23 protein-coding genes are annotated in these 23963 nt (G+C 59.9%); 8 read left to right on the top strand and 15 right to left on the bottom strand.

Annotated features, from left to right (window positions below; genetic code table 11):
• Position 1 precedes the first annotated feature (1 nt).
• Entirely contained in the window at positions 2-910 is a 909-nt protein-coding gene (locus HBO05_RS25805; protein WP_169955496.1) for a LysR family transcriptional regulator, read from the top strand.
• Here HBO05_RS25805 and HBO05_RS25810 read toward each other — a convergent pair.
• The 9 genes from HBO05_RS25810 to HBO05_RS25850 form a co-directional block, all read right to left on the bottom strand.
• On the bottom strand, positions 907-1392 hold the full coding sequence (locus HBO05_RS25810) for a DoxX family protein (protein ID WP_172314568.1): 486 nt from the start codon (positions 1390-1392) through the stop codon (positions 907-909). The genes HBO05_RS25805 and HBO05_RS25810 overlap by 4 nt on opposite strands.
• On the bottom strand, positions 1389-2156 hold the full coding sequence (locus HBO05_RS25815; RefSeq protein ID WP_172314570.1) for a DNA-binding domain-containing protein: 768 nt from the start codon (positions 2154-2156) through the stop codon (positions 1389-1391). The genes HBO05_RS25810 and HBO05_RS25815 overlap by 4 nt, the downstream gene beginning before the upstream one ends.
• Positions 2153-3034, bottom strand: a complete 882-nt coding sequence (locus HBO05_RS25820; RefSeq protein WP_172314572.1) for a DUF692 domain-containing protein — start codon at positions 3032-3034, stop codon at positions 2153-2155. The genes HBO05_RS25815 and HBO05_RS25820 overlap by 4 nt, the downstream gene beginning before the upstream one ends.
• A gap of 26 nt (positions 3035-3060) precedes the next feature.
• Positions 3061-3369 (bottom strand): DUF2282 domain-containing protein, encoded by a 309-nt coding sequence (locus HBO05_RS25825; RefSeq protein WP_169955500.1) that lies wholly within the window; start codon positions 3367-3369, stop codon positions 3061-3063.
• Between the two features lie 256 nt (positions 3370-3625).
• Positions 3626-4327, bottom strand: coding sequence for an ABC transporter ATP-binding protein (locus HBO05_RS25830; RefSeq protein ID WP_029297115.1), 702 nt, complete (start codon positions 4325-4327; stop codon positions 3626-3628).
• Positions 4328-5095 carry a high-affinity branched-chain amino acid ABC transporter ATP-binding protein LivG gene (livG, locus tag HBO05_RS25835; RefSeq protein WP_169955501.1) on the bottom strand — a complete coding sequence of 256 codons (768 nt, stop codon included), beginning with the start codon at positions 5093-5095 and terminating at the stop codon, positions 4328-4330.
• The gene (locus HBO05_RS25840) at positions 5092-6345 is read right to left on the bottom strand and encodes a high-affinity branched-chain amino acid ABC transporter permease LivM (protein ID WP_029297111.1); all 1254 of its coding nucleotides are present in this window, start codon (positions 6343-6345) and stop codon (positions 5092-5094) included. The genes livG and HBO05_RS25840 overlap by 4 nt, the downstream gene beginning before the upstream one ends.
• Positions 6342-7265, bottom strand: a complete 924-nt coding sequence (gene livH, locus HBO05_RS25845) for a high-affinity branched-chain amino acid ABC transporter permease LivH (RefSeq protein WP_169955502.1) — start codon at positions 7263-7265, stop codon at positions 6342-6344. Before livH ends, HBO05_RS25840 begins: the two co-directional genes overlap by 4 nt.
• Positions 7266-7493: 228 nt before the next feature.
• The gene (locus HBO05_RS25850; protein ID WP_169955503.1) at positions 7494-8621 is read right to left on the bottom strand and encodes a branched-chain amino acid ABC transporter substrate-binding protein; all 1128 of its coding nucleotides are present in this window, start codon (positions 8619-8621) and stop codon (positions 7494-7496) included.
• Between the two features lie 183 nt (positions 8622-8804).
• Between HBO05_RS25850 and HBO05_RS25855 the strand changes: the two genes are divergently transcribed.
• Together HBO05_RS25855 and HBO05_RS25860 are read left to right on the top strand one after the other, a co-directional pair.
• The gene (locus HBO05_RS25855; protein ID WP_169955504.1) at positions 8805-8966 is read left to right on the top strand and encodes a hypothetical protein; all 162 of its coding nucleotides are present in this window, start codon (positions 8805-8807) and stop codon (positions 8964-8966) included.
• Positions 8963-9268 (top strand): DUF2288 domain-containing protein, encoded by a 306-nt coding sequence (locus tag HBO05_RS25860; RefSeq protein ID WP_170042903.1) that lies wholly within the window; start codon positions 8963-8965, stop codon positions 9266-9268. Before HBO05_RS25855 ends, HBO05_RS25860 begins: the two co-directional genes overlap by 4 nt.
• A 304-nt stretch (positions 9269-9572) precedes the next feature.
• Here the strand turns inward: HBO05_RS25860 and HBO05_RS25865 are convergent, their stop codons facing one another.
• From HBO05_RS25865 to HBO05_RS25875, 3 genes are all read right to left on the bottom strand, one after another.
• Entirely contained in the window at positions 9573-11753 is a 2181-nt protein-coding gene (locus HBO05_RS25865; protein WP_169955506.1) for a hypothetical protein, read from the bottom strand.
• A 209-nt stretch (positions 11754-11962) separates the two neighbouring features.
• Positions 11963-14188, bottom strand: coding sequence for a bifunctional diguanylate cyclase/phosphodiesterase (locus tag HBO05_RS25870; RefSeq protein WP_172314574.1), 2226 nt, complete (start codon positions 14186-14188; stop codon positions 11963-11965).
• 143 nt (positions 14189-14331) lie between these two features.
• Positions 14332-14700 (bottom strand): YkgJ family cysteine cluster protein, encoded by a 369-nt coding sequence (locus tag HBO05_RS25875; protein WP_057439824.1) that lies wholly within the window; start codon positions 14698-14700, stop codon positions 14332-14334.
• 247 nt (positions 14701-14947) lie between these two features.
• Here HBO05_RS25875 and HBO05_RS25880 point away from each other — a divergent pair, with 247 nt between their 5' ends.
• Positions 14948-16294: an MFS transporter gene (locus tag HBO05_RS25880; protein ID WP_115127555.1), complete on the top strand. Its 1347-nt coding sequence runs from the start codon at positions 14948-14950 to the stop codon at positions 16292-16294.
• A gap of 167 nt (positions 16295-16461) precedes the next feature.
• Here HBO05_RS25880 and rapA read toward each other — a convergent pair whose 3' ends face one another.
• Positions 16462-19308, bottom strand: coding sequence for an RNA polymerase-associated protein RapA (rapA, locus tag HBO05_RS25885; protein ID WP_169955510.1), 2847 nt, complete (start codon positions 19306-19308; stop codon positions 16462-16464).
• 218 nt (positions 19309-19526) lie between these two features.
• Here rapA and HBO05_RS25890 point away from each other — a divergent pair, with 218 nt between their 5' ends.
• The 3 genes from HBO05_RS25890 to ccoM all read left to right on the top strand — a co-directional run bounded on the left by HBO05_RS25890 (position 19527) and on the right by ccoM (position 20345).
• Positions 19527-19868 (top strand): aspartate-semialdehyde dehydrogenase, encoded by a 342-nt coding sequence (locus HBO05_RS25890; protein WP_172314576.1) that lies wholly within the window; start codon positions 19527-19529, stop codon positions 19866-19868.
• A 58-nt stretch (positions 19869-19926) separates the two neighbouring features.
• Positions 19927-20085, top strand: a complete 159-nt coding sequence (locus HBO05_RS25895; RefSeq protein ID WP_170058354.1) for a hypothetical protein — start codon at positions 19927-19929, stop codon at positions 20083-20085.
• Between the two features lie 143 nt (positions 20086-20228).
• Positions 20229-20345 (top strand): cytochrome c oxidase subunit CcoM, encoded by a 117-nt coding sequence (gene ccoM, locus HBO05_RS29450; RefSeq protein ID WP_029297086.1) that lies wholly within the window; start codon positions 20229-20231, stop codon positions 20343-20345.
• A gap of 145 nt (positions 20346-20490) precedes the next feature.
• Here ccoM and HBO05_RS25900 read toward each other — a convergent pair whose 3' ends face one another.
• Both HBO05_RS25900 and HBO05_RS25905 read right to left on the bottom strand, forming a co-directional pair.
• The gene (locus tag HBO05_RS25900) at positions 20491-21966 is read right to left on the bottom strand and encodes an inorganic phosphate transporter (RefSeq protein ID WP_115127556.1); all 1476 of its coding nucleotides are present in this window, start codon (positions 21964-21966) and stop codon (positions 20491-20493) included.
• Positions 21967-22296: 330 nt separating this feature from the next.
• Entirely contained in the window at positions 22297-22497 is a 201-nt protein-coding gene (locus HBO05_RS25905) for a hypothetical protein (protein ID WP_169955512.1), read from the bottom strand.
• A gap of 541 nt (positions 22498-23038) precedes the next feature.
• Between HBO05_RS25905 and pcaR the strand changes: the two genes are divergently transcribed.
• On the top strand, positions 23039-23881 hold the full coding sequence (pcaR, locus tag HBO05_RS25910) for a pca regulon transcriptional regulator PcaR (protein ID WP_029297080.1): 843 nt from the start codon (positions 23039-23041) through the stop codon (positions 23879-23881).
• The last annotated feature ends 82 nt before the right edge of the window (positions 23882-23963 follow it).

Genomic DNA, 23963 nt, shown 5'->3' on the forward strand with positions numbered 1-23963 from the left:
CATGAGTGAGATGGATGATCTGGCGGCGTTTGCGGTATTGATCGAGGCCGGCAGCTTTACCCTGGCCGCCCAGCAACTGGGATGCAGCAAGGGCCAGTTGTCCAAACGCATCAGCCAGTTGGAGGCGCAATACTCGGTGGTGTTGCTGCACCGCACCACCCGCCGCCTCAGCCTGACGGCGGCGGGTGCGGCATTGTTGCCCCAGGCCCAGGGGCTGGTGGTCCAGGTCGAGCGTGCCCGACAGGCATTGGCGCGGCTCAAGGATGATTTGGCCGGGCCCGTGCGTATGACGGTTCCGGTGTCCTTGGGCGAAACGTTTTTCGACGGCCTGCTGTTGGATTTTTCCAGGCAGTATCCACAAGTCCAGATCGAGTTGGACCTCAACAATAGCTATCGCGACCTGGCCAGGGATGGGTTTGACCTGGCAGTGCGCTCAGAGGTTGCCAATGATGAGCGCCTGGTCGCCAAGCCTCTGCTGGCCTGGCATGAAATGACCTGCGCCAGCCCGGCCTACCTGGAGCAAAATGGTGAACCGCTGGTGCCGGCTGATCTGGTTGGCCACCGTTGCTTGCTCAACAGCCACTACAGCGGTCGCGAGGAGTGGCTGTATCACCAGCAACACGAATTGTTGCGAGTGCGGGTGGATGGCACCTTTGCCTCCAACCACTACAACCTGCTGAAAAAAGCCGCGCTGGTTGGCGCGGGTGTCGCGCGGCTGCCGTCCTACCTGTTGCAGATGGAATTGGCTGACGGCCGACTACGCTGGATCCTGCGCGATTATCAGACCCGCAGTATGCCGATGTACCTAGTCCACCCCTATCAGGGCGGGCTGCCACGCCGTACCCAAGTGCTGGCCGATTACCTGGTGGGCTGGTTCAAGCGCAACGGCGAGGCGTTGGACCGGCTTTAACGCCAGCGCCGTGCGATCCAGTGATCAATGGACACGCGTCCTGGCCCCTTGGCCATCAGCACCAGTAGCAACGCGATCCAGGTGCCGTGGGTCGGGTAGGCATCCGGGTAGACAAACAGCTGGATCACCAGGGTCATGCCCAGTAACGCCAGGGCTGAAAGGCGCGTGGCAAGCCCCAGCAGAATCAGGACCGGAAAAAAGTGCTCGGCGAACGTGGCCATGTACGCGGCTGCTTCAGCTGGCACAAACGGTATCCGATATTCACTTTGAAACAACGGCACAGTGGAGCTTGCCAGGTGTGGCATACCAAGTTCGAAGGTGCCATCGACCAGGTCGATGGCCAAGCCCTCGACCTTGGTCTGGCCGGACTTCCAGAACACCGCCGCAATGGAAAAACGTGCGACAAGGGCGATCAGGCTGTAGGGGATTTTTTCAAAGGCCTGAATGACGCGGGACATCAGGCTCGGGGCGGCAGTATTCATGATTGTACCTTGATATGGGTGATGGCGCGGTGGCTGATCAGCAGTCCCAGGCATTGGTGCAGGTCAAATTCAGTCGCTGCGTCGAGGGCGTACGCCATCGCCATTTCCAGGGGCCATTGGTTGTTCAGGCTGTTGATAAACGCCACGCAGCCGCTGTCGATGCAAAACACCTCCACCTCCAGGCCATTGCGCAGGATCAGCGCGCATTGCCCGTGCCACGGGTCGAGTCTGGCGACGGTGTCGCTGGTTTGATGCGCGGCCCATAACGCCACCACGGCGTAGCTCGATTGCAGGGTGGTAACGGATGGATGCAATTGCAGGCGCACGTTGCCCAGGCTAGGCAACTGTTGCAGCTGGTTTATGACGGCCTGCGAGTCGGCGACGGGTGCGTCGGCGGCGTGATAGGCGTTGATCCGCAAGCGCTCCAGCCGCGCGACGTCAGCCAGGTACGGGACACTGGCGGCAGGGGCGAAGCCCTGGATAAAGTCGGCCAAGTCACTGCCGTACTCGTTGAGCCGCGGGCTGGTGGGCGGATACGCCTGGACATACATCCCGGCCATGGCCCGGAAAAATCGATCGCCCACCAGTTGCAGGGTCACGGGATAACTGTCGGCCAGGGCGTTGATCAACGAGCTGTGGACGTTGTTGCGATACACCGCAAAACGACTGGCAGGATCGGCGCCATTGCTGCTGAACAAACCATTCGGGCATGGTTGGTACAGCGCCAGCAGCGCCTGGGCAAACTGGCTTTGCAGGTTGTTCATGGGTGCACCGCCGCAGTCAGTAGATGCTGGTCGGCTTGCCGGGCTTCGGCGTGCAACACACTGAAGGCTGGCACATCGTTGTCGCGCTCAATCAGCGTCGCAACCGGTCCGATGCGTTGTAAGGCTTGCTGATACAACTGCCACACCGCGTTGTCGATGGGGGCGCCATGATCGTCAATCAGCAGGCGATCACCCAGGCTGTCGGCGTCTTCGGCAAAGCCGGCCAGATGAATCTCACCCACGGTGTGCAAAGGCAAAGCATCGAGGTAGGCCAACGGATCCTGCTGATGATTGACGCAGGACACATACACATTGTTTACGTCCAGCAGCAAGCCGCAGCCGGTGCGCCGGATGACTTCGCTGATGAAGTCTGTTTCGTCCAGGGTGGAGCACTGGAACAGCAGGTAGGTCGACGGGTTCTCCAGCAACATGCGCCGCTTGAGCACGGTTTGTACCTGGTCAATGTGGGCGCACACGCGCTTGAGGGCTGCGTCGTCATAGGCCAGGGGTAGCAAGTCGTTGAGATACACCGGGCCGTGGCTTGACCAGGCCAGGTGCTCGGAAAAGGATTGGGGTTGATAGCGCGCCACCAGTGCTGCCAGGCGTGCAAGGTGCTCCTGGCTCAGCGGGCCTTCGCCGCCAATGGACAGGCCGACGCCGTGCAGCGACAGCGGGTACTGCTCGCGGATCAATCCCAGGTAATGATGAAAAGGCCCACCGGCCACCATGTAGTTTTCGGCGTGGACTTCAAAAAAACCAATATCGGGCCGGGTGGCGAGCACTTCCTGGAAGTGCTCGCTCTTGAGCCCCAGCCCGGCCCGCCGGGGCAGACCGGGTGCCTGAGCCCGGGAGATGTCAGGCAAGGATGAAAGAATCATCGTCGATACTCAGGCGTGGGAATGGTTCAGGACTTGGCTTTGAAGGCTTCCAGTTGACCAAAACCGGTCGACGAGGTTTTGCTTTCCATCTTCACGCAGGTGCCCTCGGGAACCAGCTTCCAGGCGTTGGCCTGGTAGTCGGTTTTGGAGGTGCCCGCACAGGTGGTGCCGGCGCCTGCAGCGCAGTCGTTCTTGCCTTTGAGGGCGACGCCGAAGCATTTTTCCATTTTCGCCTCGTCGGCATGGGCGACAGTGGTCAGGGCGCTCAGGCTCAAGGCAGAACCCAGGGCCAGGGCGAGGGCGGCGACGGGCAGCGAGCGGGGGGTAGCGGTCATGGTGTTTCTCCAGCAGTGAGGTGGTAAGGAAGCGTTTGTGCTTGCTTACCCCACTAGAGAAAGGGGGGAGGGGATCGTTACAGGTGGATCGAAGAAAACTTTAAAACAGCGCGAAATCTACGATTCACACAAAGCAAATGTGGGAGCGGGCTTGCTCGCGATAGAGGCGTGTCAGCCAATACATCCAGCACTGACACACCGCCATCGCGGGCAAGCCCGCTCCCACATGTTGGTCCGGTTCATCCAGCAACCGTTTTTAGCCGCCCAGGTACGCCTCGCGCACTTTCGGATCGGTCAGCAGTTGTTCGCCGCTGCCCTGCATCACCACCCGGCCGTTTTCCAGCACATAGGCGCGGTCGGCAATTTTCAACGCCTGGTTGGCGTTCTGCTCCACCAAGAACACCGTCACACCGTCCTTGCGCAGCTGCTCGATGATATCGAAGATCTGCTGGATGATGATCGGCGCCAGGCCCAGGGAGGGCTCGTCCAGCAACAGCAGCTTGGGCTTGCTCATCAGCGCACGACCGATGGCAAGCATTTGCTGTTCGCCACCGGACATGGTGCCGCCGCGCTGGCTGAAGCGCTCCTTGAGCCGAGGGAACAGGTGCAGCACCTTGTCCATCTGCTCCTGGTAGTCGCCCTTATCGGTGAAGAACCCGCCCATGGCCAGGTTCTCTTCCACGGTCAGGCGGGCAAACACCCGACGGCCTTCCGGGACCACGGCAATGCTCTTGCGCATGATCGCCGCCGAGTGCTGGCCCACCAGTTCCTCACCCATGTAGCGGATGCTGCCGCTGTGAGCCTGGGGCGAACCGCACAGGGTCATCAGCAGGGTGGACTTGCCGGCACCGTTGGCGCCGATCAGGGTGACGATTTCGCCCTGGCGCACTTCCACGTTGACGTCGTGCAGGGCCTGGATCTTGCCGTAGAAAGTGGAAACGTTTTCGAATTGCAGCATTTACGCTTCCCCCAAATAGGCTTTGATCACTTGCGGGTTGTCGCGGATCTGCTCCGGCGTCCCGTTGGCCAATGGCGTGCCCTGGTTGATCACGACGATATGGTCGGAAATGCTCATGACCAGTTTCATGTCGTGTTCGATCAGCAGCACGGTGGCGTTGTTTTCTTCACGCAGCACACCGATCAACGCCTTGAGGTCTTCGGTTTCCTTGGGGTTGAGGCCCGCAGCCGGTTCGTCGAGCATCAGGATCCGCGGGCGGGTCATCATGCAGCGGGCGATTTCCAGGCGACGTTGCTGACCATAGGCCAGGGTGCCGGCCGGGCGGTTGGCAAACTCGGTCAAGTTGACCTTGTCCAGCCAGTACGCGGCGTATTCCATGGCCTCGCGCTCGCTCTTGCGAAACGCCGGGGTCTTGAACAGGCCCGCGAAGAAATTGGTGTTCAGGTGCCGGTGCTGGGCGATCAGCAGGTTTTCCACGGCGGTCATGTCCTTGAACAACCGCACGTTCTGGAAGGTCCGCACCACGCCCTTGCGGGCAATCTGGTGACCGGCCAGGCCCTGGATCGGCTGGCCGTCCAGCAGGATGCTGCCACCGGCCGGCTTGTAGAAACCGGTCAGGCAGTTGAACACCGTAGTCTTGCCGGCGCCGTTGGGGCCGATCAACGCGACCACTTGTTTCTCTTTGACGGTCAGGGCGACGCCATTGACCGCCAGCAAGCCGCCGAAGCGCATGCTCAGGTTTTCGACTTTCAGGATCTCGCGGCTCATTTGCGCAGCTCCATATGTGGACGTTGCATGGGCAGCAGGCCTTGAGGGCGCCAGATCATCATCAGCACCATCATCGCGCCGAACATCAACATGCGGTACTCGCTGAATTCACGCATCAGTTCCGGCAGCAGGATCATCACGATGGCCGCGAGGATCACGCCCAACTGCGAGCCCATGCCACCCAATACCACGATGGCGAGGATGATTGCCGACTCGATGAAGGTGAACGACTCCGGTGTCACCAGGCCTTGGCGAGCGGCAAAGAAGCTGCCGGCGAAACCGGCGAACGCGGCACCCAGGGTGAAGGCGGAGAGCTTGATGATGGTCGGGTTCAGGCCCAGCGCACGGCAGGCGATTTCGTCTTCACGCAGCGCTTCCCAGGCACGCCCGATCGGCATGCGCAGCAGGCGGTTGATCACGAACAGCGCGGCCAGGGCCAGCAACAGGGCGACCAGGTACAGGAACACCACTTTGCTCACCGGGTTGTAGGCAATCCCGAAGTACTCGTGGAAGGTCTGCATGCCCTCGGCAGCGGAGCGATCAAACGACAAGCCGAAGAACGTTGGCTTGGGAATGCTGCTGATGCCGTTGGGGCCGCCGGTGATATCAGTGAGGTTACGCAGGAACAGACGGATGATCTCACCAAAACCCAGGGTCACGATGGCCAGGTAGTCACCGCGCAAGCGCAATACCGGGAAGCCCAGCAGGAAGCCGAACGTCGCCGCTGCCATGCCGGCCAATGGCAGGCAGATCCAGAAGCTCCAGCCCAGGTAGTGCGAGAGCAGCGCGTAGGTGTAGGCACCCACCGCGTAGAAACCCACATAACCCAGGTCGAGCAGGCCGGCCAGGCCCACCACGATGTTCAGGCCCAGGCCCAGCAGCACGTAGATCAGGATCAGGGTGGCGATATCCACCGCACCACGGGAGCCGAAGAATGGCCAGATCAACGCGGCCACGATCAGGCCGATGATGATGTAGCGCTGGGTGCGCGGCAGGGTCAGGAATTGGCTGACCTTGGGCGAGACCAGCGGGCCACGATTGGACTTGAGCAGCGCCCCGACCTGCTGGGTGAACAGCACCCGCAGGAACATCAGCACCGAGCACAGGGCAATGATGGTCAGCGTCACCGGTCCGGTGCCGTGTACTTCAAGGTTGATCCCGACAATGCTCAACTTGAGCCCGAGTACCGGAAAGGCCACGGCCCATACCAGCAAGGCGCTGAAAAACGCCGATTTAAGATATCTGCTCATACTTTCTCAACCTCCGGACGGCCCAGGATGCCGGTCGGCCGGAATAACAGCACCAGAACCAATAGACCGAAGGCCACCACGTCCTTGTACTGGTCGCCGAAGATATCGGCACCAAACGCTTCGGCCACACCCAGCACCAGCCCGCCGAGCATCGCGCCCGGAATACTGCCGATGCCGCCGAGGACCGCCGCAGTGAAGGCTTTGAGCCCCACCAGGAAGCCGGCGTTGGGGTTGATCACGCCATACTGCATGCTCAGCAACACGGCAGCGACGGCGGCCAGTGCGGCGCCGATGACGAAGGTCAGGGCAATGATGTTGTTGGTGTTGATGCCCAGCAGGTTGGCCATCTTGATGTCTTCGGCGCAGGCCCGGCAGGCGCGCCCCAGACGGGAGCGGGAGATGAACAGGGTCAGGCCCAGCATGGCCACCAGGGTGACGACGAAGACCAGGATCTGCATGTAGGAAATCAGCACTTCTTGTGCGCCACCTGGACCGAAGGAAAAGCTCCCCGGGATCAGGTTGGGAATGGACTTGTCCTTGGAGTCCTGGGACAGCAATACGGTGTTCTGCAGGAAAATCGACATGCCGATGGCGGAAATCAACGGGATCAGGCGGTTGCTGCCACGCAGGGGGCGGTATGCAACGCGTTCGATACTGTAGCCGTAGGCACTGGTTACGACGATTGACGCAAGGAACGCGGCAGTCATCAACAGCGGCAGGGAGTGGATACCCATCATGGCCAGCCCGGCAATGGCGATGAACGCCACGTAGGAGCCAATCATGTACACCTCGCCGTGGGCGAAGTTGATCATTCCAATGATGCCGTAAACCATTGTGTAGCCAATGGCTATCAAGGCATAGGTGCTGCCAATGGTCAGGCCATTAACCAGCTGTTGGAAAAAATGATAGATCTCAGGCATTACAGCGCTCCTAAAAACCCGATACGCATTTCACTGGTGGAGTCATCTTCCAGCCTGGTGCTGTGTTCTGTGAGCACATTTGCACAAAGCATTTGCCAGCGAACCGCTGGTGACGGTTTTAAGATTTTCAGGTGAGCCAGCGCCCGGATCGCGGGTGCGTGGCCCATAAACCTCGTAAAACAAAACCCACTGCTTGCACAGTGGGCTTGTTGTCCAGTAACGCCTGGCTTACTGAGGGGATACTTCGGTTTTTGGTTGGCCGAAGTGCCATTCGTAGACCACGAACTTGAAGTCTTTCAGGTCGCCGTTCTTATCGAAGCTCAGGTCGCCGGTCGGGGTCTTGAAGGTACCCGCGTGGATGGCCTCGGCCACTTTGGTGGTGTCTTCGCTTTTTGCAGCAGCGATGCCGCCAGCGATGATTTCAACCGCCGAGTAGGCCGGGAACACGAACGGACCGCTTGGGTCTTTGCCGTCAGCCTTGAGTGCGTCGACGATGGCCTTGTTCGCAGGGTCGGCGTCGAAGGATTTCGGCAGGGTGACCAGCAGGCCTTCGGAGGCTTTCTGGGCGATTTGCGAGATGGAGTCGTTGCCCACGCCTTCCGGGCCCATGAACTTGGCTTTCAGGCCTTTTTCCTGGGCCTGGCGCAGGATCAAGCCCAGTTCTGGGTGGTAGCCGCCGTAGTAGACGAAGTCGACGTTGGCTTGCTTGAGCTTCTGGATAATCGAGGAGAAGTCCTTGTCGCCGGCGTTCAGGCCTTCGAACACGGCAACCTTGATGCCTTTGCCTTCGAGGGTCTGCTTGACCGCAGTGGCGATGCCTTCACCGTATTGTTGCTTGTCGTGCAGGACTGCGACGGCCTTCGGCTTGACGTGGTCGGCGATGTAGTTGCCGGCCGCAGGGCCCTGGGCGCTGTCCAGGCCGATGGTACGGAAGATCAGCTTGTAGCCACGGGCGGTGATTTCCGGGCTGGTAGCCGCCGGGGTGATCATGATCACGCCTTCGTCTTCGTAGATGTCGGTTGCAGGTTGAGTGGAGCTGGAGCAGAGGTGGCCGACCACGAACTTGACGCCGTCGTTGACCACTTTGTTGGCTACGGCAACGGCTTGTTTAGGGTCGCAAGCGTCGTCGTATTCCTTGGCTTCGAGCATTTTGCCGTCGACACCGCCCTTGGCGTTGATGTCCTTGATGGCTTGCTTGGCACCCATGAATTGCATATCGCCGTATTGGGTCACAGGGCCGGTTTTAGGGCCGGCAATACCGATCTTGATGGTGTCAGCTGCGAACGAATGGCCGGCAACCCCAGCCAGGACCATAGCGGCAAACAGTTTGGAAATCTGCTTAGTAGCCTTATTCATAGTGCTCCACTCTTACTGTTGTATTTTTTATAGTTCTAGCGGCCTTGTGGGCTACAGAACCGGATCAGATATCTCGGATATCCCCCCGGCAGCGGCCTGGCAACTGTACCGGTACAGTGTAGAGCGCCGGTTGATCGCTTGAAAAGCTAGCTGCTGGGGGCAAACCCCGGGTATGTCGCTTAAATGAAAGAAAAAGACAGAATTGCGGCGGGTGAATGCCAGAGTCTCGGGCAATCCTTGGCGTTCCTGACACTTTCAATCGGTGCCTCAATTGCAACTGGGTTTTTCTGGGGAAGCCTCGACGGTATGATTGCGCCGATTTTTTCCTCAGGTGAGTTCCCATGACGCAAGAACCTAGCACCCTCTATGCCAAGCTGCTCGGCGAAACCGCGGAAATTTCCTGGAAGGAGCTTGAACCGTTCTTCGCCAAGGGTGCCCTATTGTGGGTCGACGCCGGTCTGGATTTGATCGAAGCGGCCGAGGGGATGGCCGAGGACAGTCGGGACAAAGTGGCTGCCTGGCTGGCCTCGGGGAGCCTTGGCGAAGTGTCTGCGACGCGGGCATTGGACCTGGTGGAGCGTAATCCGAGCCTGTGGGCGGTGGTGGTTTCGCCGTGGATTCTGATCCAGGAAAGGGCATCCAACTAAACGCAGGCACCGAAATGGTGCGAGTTTCGCGCCTTTAAAAGTGTGTAGCGGAGTAACCGCTTTGCCCATGATGGCAACTGGCCGTGAAGAAAGGTCACAAGGGAGGGTGACGTAAACGTCATGGGAACAGTTTTGCGGGCCGCGAATGGCCGGGGGAATTGTTTCTTGGTGTGGCAAGGTTATGGATATTGTCGCCTGGCAGACCGCTTTCGCGAGCAAGCCCGCTCCCACAGTCGACCGCATTCCAAGGGTAGACCTCGGTCAACTGTGGGAGCGGGCTTGCTCGCGAAGGCCGCGCCGCGGTCTAGGCGGTCTTGCCCGTATGGTTATTCAAGGAAATAACCTTGGTCTTGCCAATCCGGTGACGATAAATCTCACGCAGGTACTTGATCGCCTTCTTCACGCAATCGCGCGACAGACGTATGTCGTTGATCGAGACAAACTTCTCCTTGTCGTTGATCAGCTCGCGGTACTTCTTCTCATACATCGGCTTGATCGCGTACCAGTTGGTATCGAGGATTTTCGCCGGGTTCTCGAATTCGTTGAGCAACTCGTCGATACGGTCCTCGTCGAAGTCTTCGTGGATGATGAAATCCAGGATCGAATTGTCCAGCGTCTCGTCGAAACGGTACGGGTTGCGGGCAAAGCAGCGTTTGATAAAGGCCACGATCAACGTCAGGAAATCATCCGACAGGCACGGGCTCTTGGCGATCAGGGTGGTCAGTGACAGGTTGGCCGAAGCGCCGATCACCAGGGCGTAGCGCTTGAGCGTGGTGTTGGGGAACAGGCTGTTGAGGTGGGTCTTGAGCCGGTTCAGGTCCATATAGGACAGCTTGTAGTCCTTGGGCAGGGAGACGATAGACACCACCGACGAGCAGTTCTTGAAGAAGTGCAGGTCATGCAGGGCCGCCGCGTCATAGCCGGAATTCTTGTATTGCTCCAGGGACGCCTTGTAGCGCTTGGATTCGATCGGCAACAGGCTGATGCCTTCAATGGCCTGGGTGACCTTATTGAAGTGAGGCAGGTCGATGGAGCGGAAGAACAAGTCATCGATGTTCAGGCGCTGGGGTTCTTTTTCAAACACCTTGAACTTGTCGTTGCTCGGCGCCGGGGTTTCCGGCACGACCGACTCGGCATAGGCAATTGCCACCGGCCCGGCCAGGCTCATGAACAGGTCGTTGGCGTCCAGGCGAATGGTTTCACCGATATCGATGCCGGCACGGCGGAAATAGTTCTGGTCGTAGTCGGTCGTCACCGCCTGGGCCGTCAGAATGTTGAAGATCTGCTGTGAGATGTACTGGTTGGCGTGTTTTTCCATGGCATTGACGTCAATGTTCTGGATGTTGCCGTCGTCGCTTTCTTCGGCGTAACGCATGATGTCGTTGGAGATCAGCATCATCGCGTTCCACGGGCGGATACGGCCTTTGACGCTGGCCTCGCTGCTGTCTTCATTGTCGAAGTTGTACGAGAAGTCCCATTCCTCCGACAGGTACTTGCACAGCAGCCGACCGGCGTTGATATGCAGCGCCTCGGACATTTCGCTGCGGTGATCGGAGATGTTCGGCAGCACACAGATGCCGCTGGTGAAGATCGGCTCGAACACGAAGGCATGGCCGCTCTTGCTGTCGTGCTCGTCGGCGGGCTTGGTGTCGAAGGTCTTGTTCATGTACGAGTGTTGCTGGGCCAGGCCAAACTCCGAGGCCATGCCCGAGCCGGTGCCACCGCCGGCGCTGAAAATCGAGAAATACAGGCGCGACTGGTTGGCCTTGATCCCGCAGGAGTCGATCAGGTACGAGTGGATCATCTTCCAGTCGGGGCTGGAAAACCGCTGGGTATCCTTATTGAGGATGATCTTGGCCAGGTACTGGCCCAGGATCGGGGCGTTACCGGCGCCGCCGGCATGCACTTCCGACAGGTCCATGATCTTCATCTTGCTGTAGTCGCGCAAAAAGCCGCTTTTCTCGCCCTTGCGCGAGAAGCGGATGCGCCCGGCAATGTCCTTATCCAGGTCGCCGAGCATCACCAATGGTTCTACCAGGAACACCGGCTTGCTGGCCTTGCTGGCGCCCAGGCGCAGGTTGTTGCGGATCCATTGGGCTGGGCTGTAGCCCTTTTCAACGTAGGATTTGTCTTCGGTGCTGAACTCGTTCAGGTAGAACTTGCGGGCGTTGTACACCAACTCCGCCACATCCAGGGCGATGTTGGAACCGCAGCGCCCCAGGCCGATCAGGCAGACCGAGGGAAACTCCTGCTCGCTGCGCAACTCGCTGTCACCCTCAAGGTGCGGCGGGCGCGGGAAGACCATGTCGCGCAGGCCGTCGAGGTTGTCGAGGATGCGGTCGGTGTTGGTCTCGGTGAAGTACAGGTATTGCTGGGTGCCCAGCGCACGTTGACTGTGCAATGACTTTGAGCCTGAGGGTTTTTCCGCAGGAGCTGTGAGCAACACGTCGGATACCGCAGTAACAGGGTTATTTTTAGAAGTCATTGTGCGCCATGTGCCTGGACGGATGGCTGGAAAGCATTAAAGAGCCATCACCGAGTGAGAGTTCGCGACTTTTACAGTGCGTTTTAGGTCTCGGCGATCAGTCTTAACCCTATTGTTTCTAGGGAAAAGCGACGCCGGACTCTCATGAATCGGCCGTTCGTCGGCGTTCTTTAATCAAAATGATGGCGAAATGCCAAGGCTGCTGCGCTTCAGCGGATGGGACGTACAACCGAAGAGGCGTCCTTGCCGCCCGCCAGGCTTAGCGGTGTGAGCGGGTTGTGCTGGTCAAGCGCGGTGATCACCGCGCTGACTTCACTGGCCGGCACCGCCGCGCTGAGCAGGTAGCCCTGCACGTAATCGCAGCCATGCTTGACCAGCAGCTCCAGTTGCTGCGGGGTTTCCACGCCTTCGGTGATCACCTGCAAATGTAGGGTGTGGGCCATGCCGATGATCGCCTGGACAATCTCCATATCGGTGGTGGACTTGGGGATGTCCTGGATAAAGGAGCGATCGATCTTCAGTGTATTGAGGGGCAGGCGCTTGAGGTAGGAGAGCGAGGAATAGCCGGTGCCGAAGTCATCGATGGACAGCGCGACACCCAGCGCGCGGATTTGCCGCAGCAGGACCAGGGTGCTGCTGATGTTGCCCATCAAGGCATTTTCCGTGACTTCCAGCTCCAGGCGGCTGGCGGCGATGCCACTGCTGCGCAAGGCGTATTCGATCTCATCGGCCAACTCGTCACGGGCCAGGTTCAGGGCCGAACAGTTGACGGCCATGGTCAGGTCCGGGTGGCCCTGGTCCGTCAGCCAGCCCAGGTCGGCACAGGCCTGGCGCAGTACCCAGTTGTCCAGCTCGGCGATCAGGCCGTTGTTTTCGGCAATGCCGATAAACCGGTCTGGCGCCAGCAAGCCATGCAGGGGATGTTGCCAGCGCACCAGGGCTTCGAGCCGGGTGACCTTGCCTTTACGCAGGTCCAGGATGGGTTGGTAGTGCAGGACCAGTTCTTTTTGGCTGCGTAACGCGTTACGCAGCTCCTCTTCCAACTGCAGTTCAAGAGAGGCCCGGGTTTTGAGGTTGGAACTGAAGAAGTTGAGGCTGTTGCGCCCGCCATCCTTGGACTGGTACAGCGCCAGGTCGGCGGTTTTCAGCAGTTCCTCGCTGGTGGTCCCGTCCTCGGGAAATACACTGATGCCGATGCTGGTGGTCATCACCATGCGTCGACCGGCCAGTTCGATGGGCTCTTTCATTTTTTGCATGATGCGCTGGGCCATGTGCCGCGCTTCATCGCGATGATGGATGTTGATCAGGATGCAGAACTCATCGCCGCCGAACCGCGCCACCACATCATTGTGGCTGCGCACCGAACTCTTGATATGGCCAGCCAGCACCGTCAGCAGTTCGTCGCCGGCGTCGTGGCCCAGGCTGTCGTTGATCCGCTTGAAGTGGTCGATGTCGAGGAAGATCACCGCCAGCATGCCCCCAGCCTGGGTTTTCTGCGCGAGTTTTTCAGCGAAGATCTGGTTGAAGCCCCGGCGATTGAGCAGGCTGGTCAAGGCGTCGTAATGGGCCACTTGCTGCAGGGACGCCCGCGCCTGGTCCAGCTCGCTCAGCAAGGCATTGACTCGCCGCAGGTCGCGCTCCTTGTGCTGCAGTTTCTTGTCGGCGAGGGCCGCGCTGATGCTGCTGCCGATCACCAGCAACGTAATGACAGCCACCGACAGCCCCAGCTGCATGGGGTTGTTATCGATCGGCAACGACGGCGCGGCCCCGGTGGGCACCAGCAATTGCATGGCGGCCATGCCGGTGAAGTGCATGCTGATAATGCCGGCGCCCAGCACCAGGCTGGCACCGTACTTGAGCAATTGGTGGAACATCCCGCTGCCATTGCGCAGGTAACGGGACAGCAGCAAGGCCGCGAGGCTGGCGCCAATGGCGATTGCTATCGATAACCCGAACAGCCCGCTGGAGAAATACACCTGGGCCTCGGAGCGCATGGCGGACATGCCCACGTAATGCATCAGGGCGATGCCCAGGCCCATCCAGATGGACGCCACCAGGTACTGATGAAAGCGCAGTTGTGCATGACTGAGGGTTTGCATGGCGAACATCGCCGCGATCATGGCGATCAGCAACGAAGCAAAGGTCATGAACAGTTCGTAATGGATGGCGATGGGCGCCTGGAACGCCAGCATGCTGATGAAGTGCGTCGACCAGATCCCGCCAGCCAGGCAACCGGCGCCGATCCAGCGCCAGCGGCGTCTTGCCGTCAGGTTGTCGACGTGGCCGACCCGTTCGGCCATGTCCAGGGTGCCGAAGCCCGCTGCGCAGGCAACCAGGTACGCCAGTAGCACCAGGAAGGGGTTATGGGTGCAATCGATTAATAAATGCCCGCTCTCGGGAAGGGGGGTAAAAAAATGCAGACCCAGCCATTCCATAGCATGTCCCGTTACAGAGTCATCTCGTGTCACTGCGCGCGGCGATGACCTATGGAATCGAGTATAGAAGGCTCAACGGAATCGCAAGCCGTAATGGCATTTTGATTTCTTCGATTTTGGCATGCTGGCCATAGCCAATGGTGCTAAGCGCTGATGGGCAGCTCAAACTCGTAAGGCGGCTGTTCCAGCGGCGCCAGGCCAAATGCCGCGCGTGCGGCGTCGCAATCGACGTTGACTTCACCCTGGCTCCACGACGCCTCGAACTCCCGGCACACGCTGGAACGCTGCTCATAGATTGAACAGCGGGTGCCGCTACCCACTTCGCCCTCCAGGCTGCAACAGCGTGCCGGTTTCTGGTCGGTGCCGATCATCGCCACCCGGCTGGGGTTGATCTGTACCACCAGTTCATCGGGCACGGTGCCGCCTGATGAGGCGCATTCGCCCCAAAAGAAAGACACGCGAAAGTGTGAACAGCAGGCACCGCAATTCAGACACGGACTGGCATCGGACATGGCACGTCATCAATAAGAGGTAAGGGGGGAACTGCGGAAGGCTCGCTATTCTATTCCTGCCAAGGCGCTTGGGAAGGGGGGCGGGTGCTTATTTTTTTGCCGGGCAAAACCCCGCTGTCCTGGATGAAATTACGCCCTATCAGCTTTACGAATCATTACAGACAACCGCGCCGTGCCTGACTAGATTGCAGGTTCCGGGCAGGATGCGTCGGCATCGAGCCTCTATAACAATAAAAGAGACGGACCCATGCAGAACTCGACCCAAGCGGCGAATGCCTGGCGCATTCTGTTCCTGCTGTTCCTGGCCAACCTGTTCAACTTCTTTGATCGCACGATCCCGGCGATCATCATCGAGCCGATCCGCATGGAATGGCACCTCAGTGACTTCCAGCTCGGCATCATCGGCACCGCGTTCACCATCGTCTACGCCATTGCCGGCTTGCCCCTGGGGCGCCTGGCCGATACCGGTTCGCGCAGCAAGCTGATGGGCTGGGGCCTGGCGAGTTGGAGCGCGTTGACGGCAGTCAACGGCATGGTCGGCAGCTTCTGGACCTTCCTGCTGGTGCGCATGGGCATCGGCATTGGCGAAGCCAGTTATGCGCCGGCCGCCAACTCGCTGATCGGCGACCTGTTCCCGGCCCACCGTCGCGCCCGGGCCATGGGGATTTTCATGCTGGGCCTGCCCCTGGGGCTGTTGCTGGCGTTCTTCACCATCGGCGCGATGGTCAAGGCGTTCGACAGCTGGCGAGCGCCGTTCTTTATTGCGGCCATCCCGGGGCTGATCCTCGCGGTGTTCATGTTTTACATCAAGGAACCCAAGCGCGGTGCGGCCGAAACCGTGCAGGTTTCCCAGGAGAAAGTCGACCGGCCGATCCGCCGCGTGTTGGCGGTACCCACCTTCCTGTGGCTGGTGCTGGCGGGGCTGTGTTTCAACTTTGCGACCTATGCCTGCAACTCGTTCCTGGTGCCGATGCTGCAACGGTACTTTTTGATGCCGCTGCAAGAAGCGGCCGTGGCGACCGGGGTGATTGTCGGCGTGACGGGCCTGTTCGGCCTGACCCTGGGCGGCCTGGTGGCGGACAAGATTCACCAGCGCATTGCCAACGGTCGGCTGCTGTTTGCCGCCTTCAGCCTGATTATCTCCACGGTATGCACGGCCTGGGCCCTGCATGCGGGGCGCATCGAGATAGGGGTGTTTGTCGCGGTGTTCAGTGTGGGCTGGCTGTTCGCCTATAACTTCTACACCTGTGTGTACACGGCGATCCAGGACGTGGTGGAGCCACGCCTGCGGGCGACGGCCATGGCGTTGTTCTTCGCCGGCCTGTATCTGCTGGGCGGTGGCATGGGGCCGGTGGTGGTGGGCGCTCTGTCTGATCACTTTGCCCATGCGGCGATGTACGCAGCGGGTGCCGAGCAAATGACCGAGGCGTTCAAGGCCGTGGGCCTGCATGACGCTATGTACCTGATTCCGGTAGCGTTGTTCCTGACCATGCTGTTTCTGTTCCAGGCTTCACGGTGTTTTGTGCGCGATGCCAAGCGGATGAAGGATGGGTTGGGGAGGGTTGAGGTGCCGGCAGCGGCGGCTACAGCTTGAAACCGAGGTGATGCCATCGCAGGCAAGCCAGCTCCCACAGTTAACCGAGTTGTCAGTTAGCGCACCGATCACTGTGAGAGCTGGCTTGCCTGCGATGAGGCCCGCAAAACCCCATAAAAAAGGCCCGCATTGCGCGGGCCTTTTTGTTCATCAGGGCAGGGCGCGGATCAACCGGCGACCAACACCCGAATCGCCTCCAACCGCAGCGCCGCCTTGTCGAGCATGGCCAGGCCTTGCTCGCGCTGTTGGCGCAGGGCAACCAGTTCGCTGTCGCGCACGGTCGGGTTGACGGCTTGCAGGGCGGTCAGGCGCGCCAGCTCTTCGTCGGTGTCCGCTGCCAGGCGGCGTTGCGCCTCGGCCACACGTTCGGCGTGGCGCGGGGCGATTTTCTCTTCGCCGGCGTTGATCCGTGGCGTCAGTTGGTCGCGCTGGGCCTGTACGAACTTGTTGGCGCTGGCCCGGGGCACGCTTTCCAGCTGGTCGTTCAGAGTGGTGAAGGACACCCGGCCCGACAGGTCATTGCCATTGGCATCCAGCAGGCAGCGCAATGCTGCCGGCGGCAGGTAGCGACCCAGTTGCAGCGAACGCGGCGCCACTACTTCGCTGACGTAGAGCAGCTCCAGCAACACGGTGCCCGGCTTGAGCGCCTTGTTCTTGATCAGCGCCACGGCGGTGTTGCCCATGGAGCCGGACAGCACCAGATCCATGCCGCCCTGGACCATCGGGTGCTCCCAGGTAATGAACTGCATGTCTTCGCGCGACAGCGCCTGGTTGCGGTCGTAGGTGATGGTCACGCCTTCGTCGTCGCCGAGGGGGAAGCTGGCGTCGAGCATTTTTTCGCTGGGCTTGAGGATCAGTGCGTTTTCCGAATGGTCTTCGCTGTCGATGCCAAACGCATCGAACAGGGTTTCCATATAGATCGGCAGGGTGAACTGGTCGTCTTGCTCCAGGATGTCCTCGACCAGTGCGTCACCTTCGCCAGCGCCACCGGAGTTGAGCTCCAGCAAACGGTCGCGACCAGTGTGCAGCTCGGCTTCCAGGCGCTCGCGCTCGGCGCGGGCTTCGTCGATCAGCGCTTGCCATTCGCCGTCGTCGGCATTTTCCAGCAGCGGCAGCAGGCGCGGGCCGAACTGGTGCTGCAAGGCGTTGCCGGTCGGGCAGGTATTGAGGAAGGCGTTCAGGGCTTCGTGGTACCACTGGAACAGCCGCTCTTGCGGGCTGGTTTCCAGGTACGGCACGTGCAGTTCGATCACATGCTTCTGGCCGATCCGGTCCAGACGCCCGATGCGTTGCTCCAGCAAGTCCGGGTGCGATGGCAGGTCGAACAGCACCAGGTGGTGGGCGAACTGGAAGTTGCGGCCTTCACTGCCGATTTCCGAACAGATCAGCACCTGGGCGCCGAACTCTTCATCGGCGAAGTAGGCGGCGGCGCGGTCCCGCTCGAGGATGTTCATGCCCTCGTGGAACACCGTGGCCGGGATGCCGGAACGCACGCGCAGGGCGTCTTCCAGGTCCATGGCGGTTTCGGCGTGGGCGCAGATCACCAGGACCTTGGTGCGCTTGAGCATCTTCAACTGGTCGATCAACCACTCGACGCGCGGATCGAAGCGCCACCAGCGGTTTTCTTCTTCGATATCGGGCTGCGACTGGAAGCTGACTTCCGGGTACAGCTCGGCATGCTCGCCCAACGGCAGTTCCAGGTACTCGTCCGGGCACGGCAACGGGTAGGCGTGCAGCTTGCGCTCAGGGAAGCCTTGCACCGCGGCGCGGGTGTTACGGAACAGCACGCGGCCGGTGCCGTGACGATCCAGCAGCTCACGCACCAGGCGCGCACTGGCTTCGGTGTCGCCATCGTTGACGGCAGCCAGCAGCGCTTCGCCTTCGTTGCCGAGGAAGCCCTGGATAGTCTTGTGCGCGGCCGGCGAGAGGCGGCCCTTGTCCATCAATTCCTGGACCGCTTCGGCCACCGGGCGATAGTTCTCGCTCTCGGCGCGGAAGGCTTTGACGTCGTGGAAACGGTTCGGGTCCAGCAGGCGCAGACGGGCGAAGTGGCTGTCCTGGCCCAGTTGTTCCGGGGTTGCGGTCAGCAGCAGCACGCCGGGAATGGTCTCGGCCAGTTGCTCGACCAGTTGGTATTCAGCGCTGGCTTTTTCTTCGTGCCAGACCAGGTGGTGCGCTTCGTCGACCACCATCAAGTCCCAGCCGGCGGCGAACAGCGCGTCCTGGGCTTTTTCGTCGTCCACCAGCCATTCCAGGGCCACCAGCGCAAGCTGGGTGTCTTCGAACGGGTTGCTGGCATCGCTTTCGATAAAACGTTCTTCGTCGAACAGCGCGACCTGCAGGTTGAAACGCCGGCGCATCTCTACCAGCCATTGGTGCTGCAGGTTTTCCGGGACCAGGATCAGCACGCGATTGGCGCGCCCGGACAGCAGTTGGCGATGGATCACCAGGCCGGCTTCGATGGTCTTGCCCAGGCCCACTTCGTCGGCCAGCAGCACCCGTGGCGCGATACGGTCAGCGACTTCGCGGGCAATGTGCAATTGGTGTGCAATCGGCTGCGCACGTACGCCGCCCAGGCCCCAGAGCGCGGACTGCAATTGGCGGCTGGTGTGTTCCAGGGTGTGGTAGCGCAGGGAGAACCAGGCCAGCGGGTCGATCTGGCCGGCGAACAGACGGTCGCTGGCGAGGCGGAACTGGATGAAATTCGACAGTTGGGTTTCCGGCAGGGTGACCTGCTCGTTCTGCCCATTGAGGCCGTGGTAGACCAGCAGGCCGTCGACATCGTCGACCTCGCGCACGGTCATTTTCCAGCCTTCGAAGTGGGTGATGGTGTCACCCGGCGAAAACCTCACGCGAGTGAGGGGCGCATTCCGTAGCGCATACTGGCGGGTGTCGCCAGTGGCCGGATAGAGCACGGTCAACAAGCGGCCGTCCTGTGCGAGAACGGTGCCTAACCCCAGCTCTGCTTCGCTGTCACTAATCCAGCGTTGCCCCGGTTGATACTGCTGCGCCATGCTGCCTGACTCCCGCCGTGAAAAAGCCGACTATTCTAACGGAACAAGGCCCCCAGCCAAAGGACTCTGACAAAAACTACCCCGCTTGCAGGGATCAAAGAGGGCGATTCGACGGGTGGCAGGGCACGGGTAACTGACGACTGGGTCACAAGTTGGCGGCCCCAGGCTCAAGTCGCCAGTGCACCAGCCGACAGCCTGCTGACAGGAGACTAATAATTATGCTGCCACCGATCTTGCCCTTGAGTGTTGTGCCGGTCACGTCACAACTCGACCCCGTGCGCCAAAAGCCCGATATCCCGCCGGTGGTGCCTGCGCAGCCGAGCTCCAACGAAAGCACCATCGACCTCAAGCACCGCGACGCCGAGCAATCGACCCTGATGCTGCGCGAGGAACAACGACGCCAGCAGGAACAGCAGAAACGCCGGCGCGAGGCCGACGAAGATCCCGAGCAGCACCTGGCCATCCCGGGTGATGAACTCAACGCCGACAATACGGTACCGGTCGCGCCGCTGATCGAGGACGCGCCCCGCCAGGGGTTGTGGGTGGACGTCGAGGTTTGACCCCCGGGCGGGCCAGGCCGCATTATTGAGGCACTCCAGCCACCACGTAAGCCATGCCATGAGTGACGACAAGCTGATCGACCTGAATGCCGAGCGGGCCAAACGGGTCCATGACCTCAATGACAAGCGCCTTAATGACGTGCGCCAGGCGTTCGAGCAGGCCATGCCGTTGGGCAAGGCGAAGAAAAAGTCGAAAAACAAAGGCAAAAAGCGCTGAAATGCCCTGAATCTGTTGATTCAGGTCAGTTATTTCCCTTCTTTACGCCCCGTTGCGGGCGACATTGATCCCCGTCAATTTCTCCCCCCGACTTCTTGGTTAACTTAGCCCCATCGCAACAGGGCAAGAGCAGGAGGCCGGTCATGTTTTTCGATAATGTGGTTTTTGCCGGGGTGCTGACTGTCGGCCTCATGGTGCTGTTTTTTGTAGGGTTTGGATTTTTTATCTGGAAAGACGCGAACAAGCGTAAAAAACCATAGGTTTTTCCGGGTTACATGAGCACGCAAGGCATTTTGGGCGACTTCGGTCGCCCTTTTTTTGCCCGGTGTTTAGTTCCCTGTCCCACAGAAGCACAAAAAAAGGCGCGACCCTCGCAGGTCACGCCTTTTTTAATTGCGTTGTCGGTTAACTGCCCAACGCCTTGGACGCCAGCCAGAACAACCCGGCCGACAGGCTCACCGTGGCCGGCAGAGTCAGGATCCAGGCCATCAGGATGGTCTTCACGGTGCCGCCTTGCAGGCCGCTCTTGTTCGCGACCATGGTCCCGGCCACACCCGAAGACAGCACGTGGGTGGTGGACACCGGCAGGGCGAAGATATTGGCAAAACCAATCATGGTGGCGGTGGTGATTTGCGCCGACATGCCCTGGGCATAGGTCATGCCCTGCTTGCCGATTTTCTCGCCGATGGTCAGTACCACCCGCTTCCAGCCCACCATGGTGCCCAGGCCAAGGGCCAGGGCCACGGCAAGGATCACCCAGAACGGGGCGTATTCGGTGGTGGCAGTCAGGTCTTTACGCAGTTTTTCCAGGTCCGACTTCTCGCGGGAATCAAGGCCTGGCAGCTTGCCGACTTTCTTCGCGGTATCGTCCAGGCACAGCAGGTAGCGACGGACTTCAATGCGCTGCTCGGAGGTCAAGGAGTGGTAGTCGGATACACCCTTCAATGTGCCAAGAAGGGCGTTGATGGTCGGTTCGGTCTGTTGCGGGTTGCAACGGAACTTGCCGGGCAGGTCGTCTCTGACACTTTTGCCCAGGGCAAGGAATTCGCCGAGGGTTTCGTGGTTGCGCTGGTAGAACTGGTTGAGGTGCAGGGTGGCGTCGCGGGTTCGCTCGATCTGGTAAGTGGTGCTGCCCAGATCGAGTACGAACTGCGCGGGCACGATACCAATCAGCACCAGCATGATCAGGCCGATACCTTTCTGACCGTCGTTGGAACCATGCACGAAACTCACGGCCATCGCGGAAATCACCAGTACCAGGCGGTTCCAGAACGGCGGGTGTTTCTTGTCGTCGAGCTTGCGGCGCTGGTCCGGAGTCTTGTGCATCTTGGACAGCGGACGCCACCATTTAAGGCCAATCAACACCAGGGCTGCGACCAGGAAGCCGGCCATGGGCGAGAACACCAGCGAGGCACCGATATCAATGGCTTTCTGCCAGTTGACCCCGTCTGCCAGCGGAATGTCGTTGATCAGGGCATTGGCCAGGCCAACACCGAGGATCGAACCGATCAGGGTGTGGGAACTGGATGCCGGGATCCCGAAGTACCAGGTGCCGAGATTCCAGGTGATGGCCGCGGCTAATAATGAAAACACCATGGCCAGGCCATGGCCGGTGTTGACATTGATCAGCAACTCCACCGGCAGCAGATGCACGATGGCATAGGCAACGCCTACCCCGCCGAGCAACACGCCAAGGAAGTTGAACACCCCGGAAAAGAATACGGCCAGGTGCGGCGGCATCGCTTTGGTATAGATGACTGTGGCCACCGCGTTAGCGGTGTCATGAAAGCCATTGATGAACTCGAAGGCGAGGACAAAGGCGAGGGCGAGCAATAGGCTCACAAGAACCCAGGCATCCAGTCCGCTGAATAAATCGATCATGAAGGTTTTATGACCCGGTCGTAAGGGGGCGCGATTATGCCAGAAAACCTCAGTAATCTATGCACTAGCTGCTCGCCGGTAACATTCTTCAACGAATTAGTTTGGCAGCGGGGTGCGGCTACCAGATATTTCGGGGGTTTGGCAACTCATTGATTTGTAAAGAATACAGGGGGCAGAGCGGGGTGCGACACTTTGGGTAAAGTGTCTGAAACGCTTGTATGAAATTTCGCAAGGTCGCCGAAACTGACGATTGGAGGGCATGCCCAAGGCGCCCCTGCCAGGAGGTGCTGGCAGGGCAATGACTTGCCAGGAAGGCTCAGTCCGACAGGCTTATGGCTCTTCGGTCTTGAGGTCCTTTTCGATCTTTTGGATTTCCTGGGCAAACGCCTGGTCGAGCAGGCTGGCTCGTTTGCGCCATGGTTTGCGCTCCGGCTCTGGTTGGGCGGCGTAGGTGGTGACTTCCCCGCCGTAAACATCCTTGTAACGTTGTTCCTGGCGCTCAAGTTCCGCGCGCAGTTCGTCTTTCGTCACATTGTTACCTAATTGAGTTGAGTTTGATTCCGGTGAAGCGCGATATCAGTAAAGGGCAACGATCTACCACTTCTGTATTACACGCGGCCACGGCACCGGGGGAAGAACAACTGTCGTAGCAACAGTTTTGATTTTCAGGGCTGGGTACTTGCGACCAAGGCCTGGACAAGGCAAAGGCCAGGTTCGGCGGGATCGAAGATCACGCGTCAGGCCAGCTCTACATTGTCACAGGGTGCATTATAGCGGCGCATTTGGATAAGACTATCGCCAACAAGTTAAAAATCGTCAACTTTGCCTTTTGAAACATCAGACCAATAGTGTCGAGAACTTGGCGCCACACTTGCTTAATTACCTGCATGTGACAGTTGAAATTAAGCTTGGCATTAATTGTTCAGTGCAGCGGCATCCCCGGCGCAACCTGGCTGTAAATTGCGATTATCGAATCACCGTCCGATAATCGCCCAATGTTGGCGCCCTTGCCTTGTACATCCGTTGCCTGCCGGCTTGTAATGGCGGTCGAAAATAAGAGAAAGGACCTGAAATGAACGATCAATTGCGCAACTCCTTTGCCTCAGTGGCGCCGCCGATCGTTGCGTCTCCGGCCAAGCGCATCCAGGCGTTTACCGGCGATCCGGACTTCATGACCTCCCTGGCCCGCGGATTGGCGGTGGTCCAGGCATTCCAGGAGCGCAAGCGCCACTTGACCATCGCGCAGATCAGCCACCGCACGGAAATCCCCCGCGCTGCCGTCAGACGTTGCCTGCACACCTTGATCAAGCTCGGCTACGCCACCACGGACGGGCGCACCTATTCCCTATTGCCCAAGGTCTTGACCCTGGGGCATGCCTATCTGTCTTCCACGCCCCTGGCGGTTTCGGCCCAGCCTTACCTGGACCGCATGAGCGAGCAACTGCACGAAGCCTGCAACATGGCGACCCTGGAAGGTGACGACATCCTTTACATCGCCCGTTCCGCCACGACCCAGCGCCTGATCTCGGTGGATCTGTCGGTCGGGGGCCGGCTGCCGGCCTATTGCACCTCCATGGGCCGGATCCTGCTGGCCGCCCTGGATGATGCGTCTTTGCAGGACTACCTCGACCATGCCGACCTGCAAACCAAGACCAGCCGCACCTTGACCACCCCCGAAGCCTTGCTTGAATGCCTGCAGCAAGTGCGCCAGCAAGGCTGGTGCATTGTCGACCAGGAACTGGAGCAGGGCCTGCGTTCCATTGCCGTGCCGGTGTATGACGCGTCTGGCCAGGTGCTGGCCGCGCTGAACGTCAGCACCCACGCCGGGCGGGTCAGCCGTAGCGAACTAGAGCAGCGCTTCCTGCCGAGCATGCTCTCTGCTAGCCAGGAGCTGAGCGCCCAGCTGTTTGCTTAAGCTGTTCGGTGACCGCACAGATCCCGGTTTGACGAATTGACGGTGTTTGCCCTGGCTTATTAATGTCGCGGCAGCGTGATTG

The organism is Pseudomonas sp. WS 5079, from assembly GCF_012985465.1.
GTDB lineage: Bacteria > Pseudomonadota > Gammaproteobacteria > Pseudomonadales > Pseudomonadaceae > Aquipseudomonas.

Excerpts from the sequence above, each read along its gene's own strand:
- HBO05_RS25805 (WP_169955496.1), top strand. The coding sequence starts at position 2 with ATGAGTGAGATGGATGATCTGGCGGCGTTTGCGGTATTGATCGAGGCC.
- HBO05_RS25810 (WP_172314568.1), bottom strand. The coding sequence starts at position 1,392 with ATGAATACTGCCGCCCCGAGCCTGATGTCCCGCGTCATTCAGGCCTTT.
- HBO05_RS25815 (WP_172314570.1), bottom strand. The coding sequence starts at position 2,156 with ATGAACAACCTGCAAAGCCAGTTTGCCCAGGCGCTGCTGGCGCTGTAC.
- HBO05_RS25820 (WP_172314572.1), bottom strand. The coding sequence starts at position 3,034 with ATGATTCTTTCATCCTTGCCTGACATCTCCCGGGCTCAGGCACCCGGT.
- HBO05_RS25825 (WP_169955500.1), bottom strand. The coding sequence starts at position 3,369 with ATGACCGCTACCCCCCGCTCGCTGCCCGTCGCCGCCCTCGCCCTGGCC.
- HBO05_RS25830 (WP_029297115.1), bottom strand. The coding sequence starts at position 4,327 with ATGCTGCAATTCGAAAACGTTTCCACTTTCTACGGCAAGATCCAGGCC.
- livG (WP_169955501.1), bottom strand. The coding sequence starts at position 5,095 with ATGAGCCGCGAGATCCTGAAAGTCGAAAACCTGAGCATGCGCTTCGGC.
- HBO05_RS25840 (WP_029297111.1), bottom strand. The coding sequence starts at position 6,345 with ATGAGCAGATATCTTAAATCGGCGTTTTTCAGCGCCTTGCTGGTATGG.
- livH (WP_169955502.1), bottom strand. The coding sequence starts at position 7,265 with ATGCCTGAGATCTATCATTTTTTCCAACAGCTGGTTAATGGCCTGACC.
- HBO05_RS25850 (WP_169955503.1), bottom strand. The coding sequence starts at position 8,621 with ATGAATAAGGCTACTAAGCAGATTTCCAAACTGTTTGCCGCTATGGTC.
- HBO05_RS25855 (WP_169955504.1), top strand. The coding sequence starts at position 8,805 with ATGAAAGAAAAAGACAGAATTGCGGCGGGTGAATGCCAGAGTCTCGGG.
- HBO05_RS25860 (WP_170042903.1), top strand. The coding sequence starts at position 8,963 with ATGACGCAAGAACCTAGCACCCTCTATGCCAAGCTGCTCGGCGAAACC.
- HBO05_RS25865 (WP_169955506.1), bottom strand. The coding sequence starts at position 11,753 with ATGACTTCTAAAAATAACCCTGTTACTGCGGTATCCGACGTGTTGCTC.
- HBO05_RS25870 (WP_172314574.1), bottom strand. The coding sequence starts at position 14,188 with ATGGAATGGCTGGGTCTGCATTTTTTTACCCCCCTTCCCGAGAGCGGG.
- HBO05_RS25875 (WP_057439824.1), bottom strand. The coding sequence starts at position 14,700 with ATGTCCGATGCCAGTCCGTGTCTGAATTGCGGTGCCTGCTGTTCACAC.
- HBO05_RS25880 (WP_115127555.1), top strand. The coding sequence starts at position 14,948 with ATGCAGAACTCGACCCAAGCGGCGAATGCCTGGCGCATTCTGTTCCTG.
- rapA (WP_169955510.1), bottom strand. The coding sequence starts at position 19,308 with ATGGCGCAGCAGTATCAACCGGGGCAACGCTGGATTAGTGACAGCGAA.
- HBO05_RS25890 (WP_172314576.1), top strand. The coding sequence starts at position 19,527 with ATGCTGCCACCGATCTTGCCCTTGAGTGTTGTGCCGGTCACGTCACAA.
- HBO05_RS25895 (WP_170058354.1), top strand. The coding sequence starts at position 19,927 with ATGAGTGACGACAAGCTGATCGACCTGAATGCCGAGCGGGCCAAACGG.
- ccoM (WP_029297086.1), top strand. The coding sequence starts at position 20,229 with ATGTTTTTCGATAATGTGGTTTTTGCCGGGGTGCTGACTGTCGGCCTC.
- HBO05_RS25900 (WP_115127556.1), bottom strand. The coding sequence starts at position 21,966 with ATGATCGATTTATTCAGCGGACTGGATGCCTGGGTTCTTGTGAGCCTA.
- pcaR (WP_029297080.1), top strand. The coding sequence starts at position 23,039 with ATGAACGATCAATTGCGCAACTCCTTTGCCTCAGTGGCGCCGCCGATC.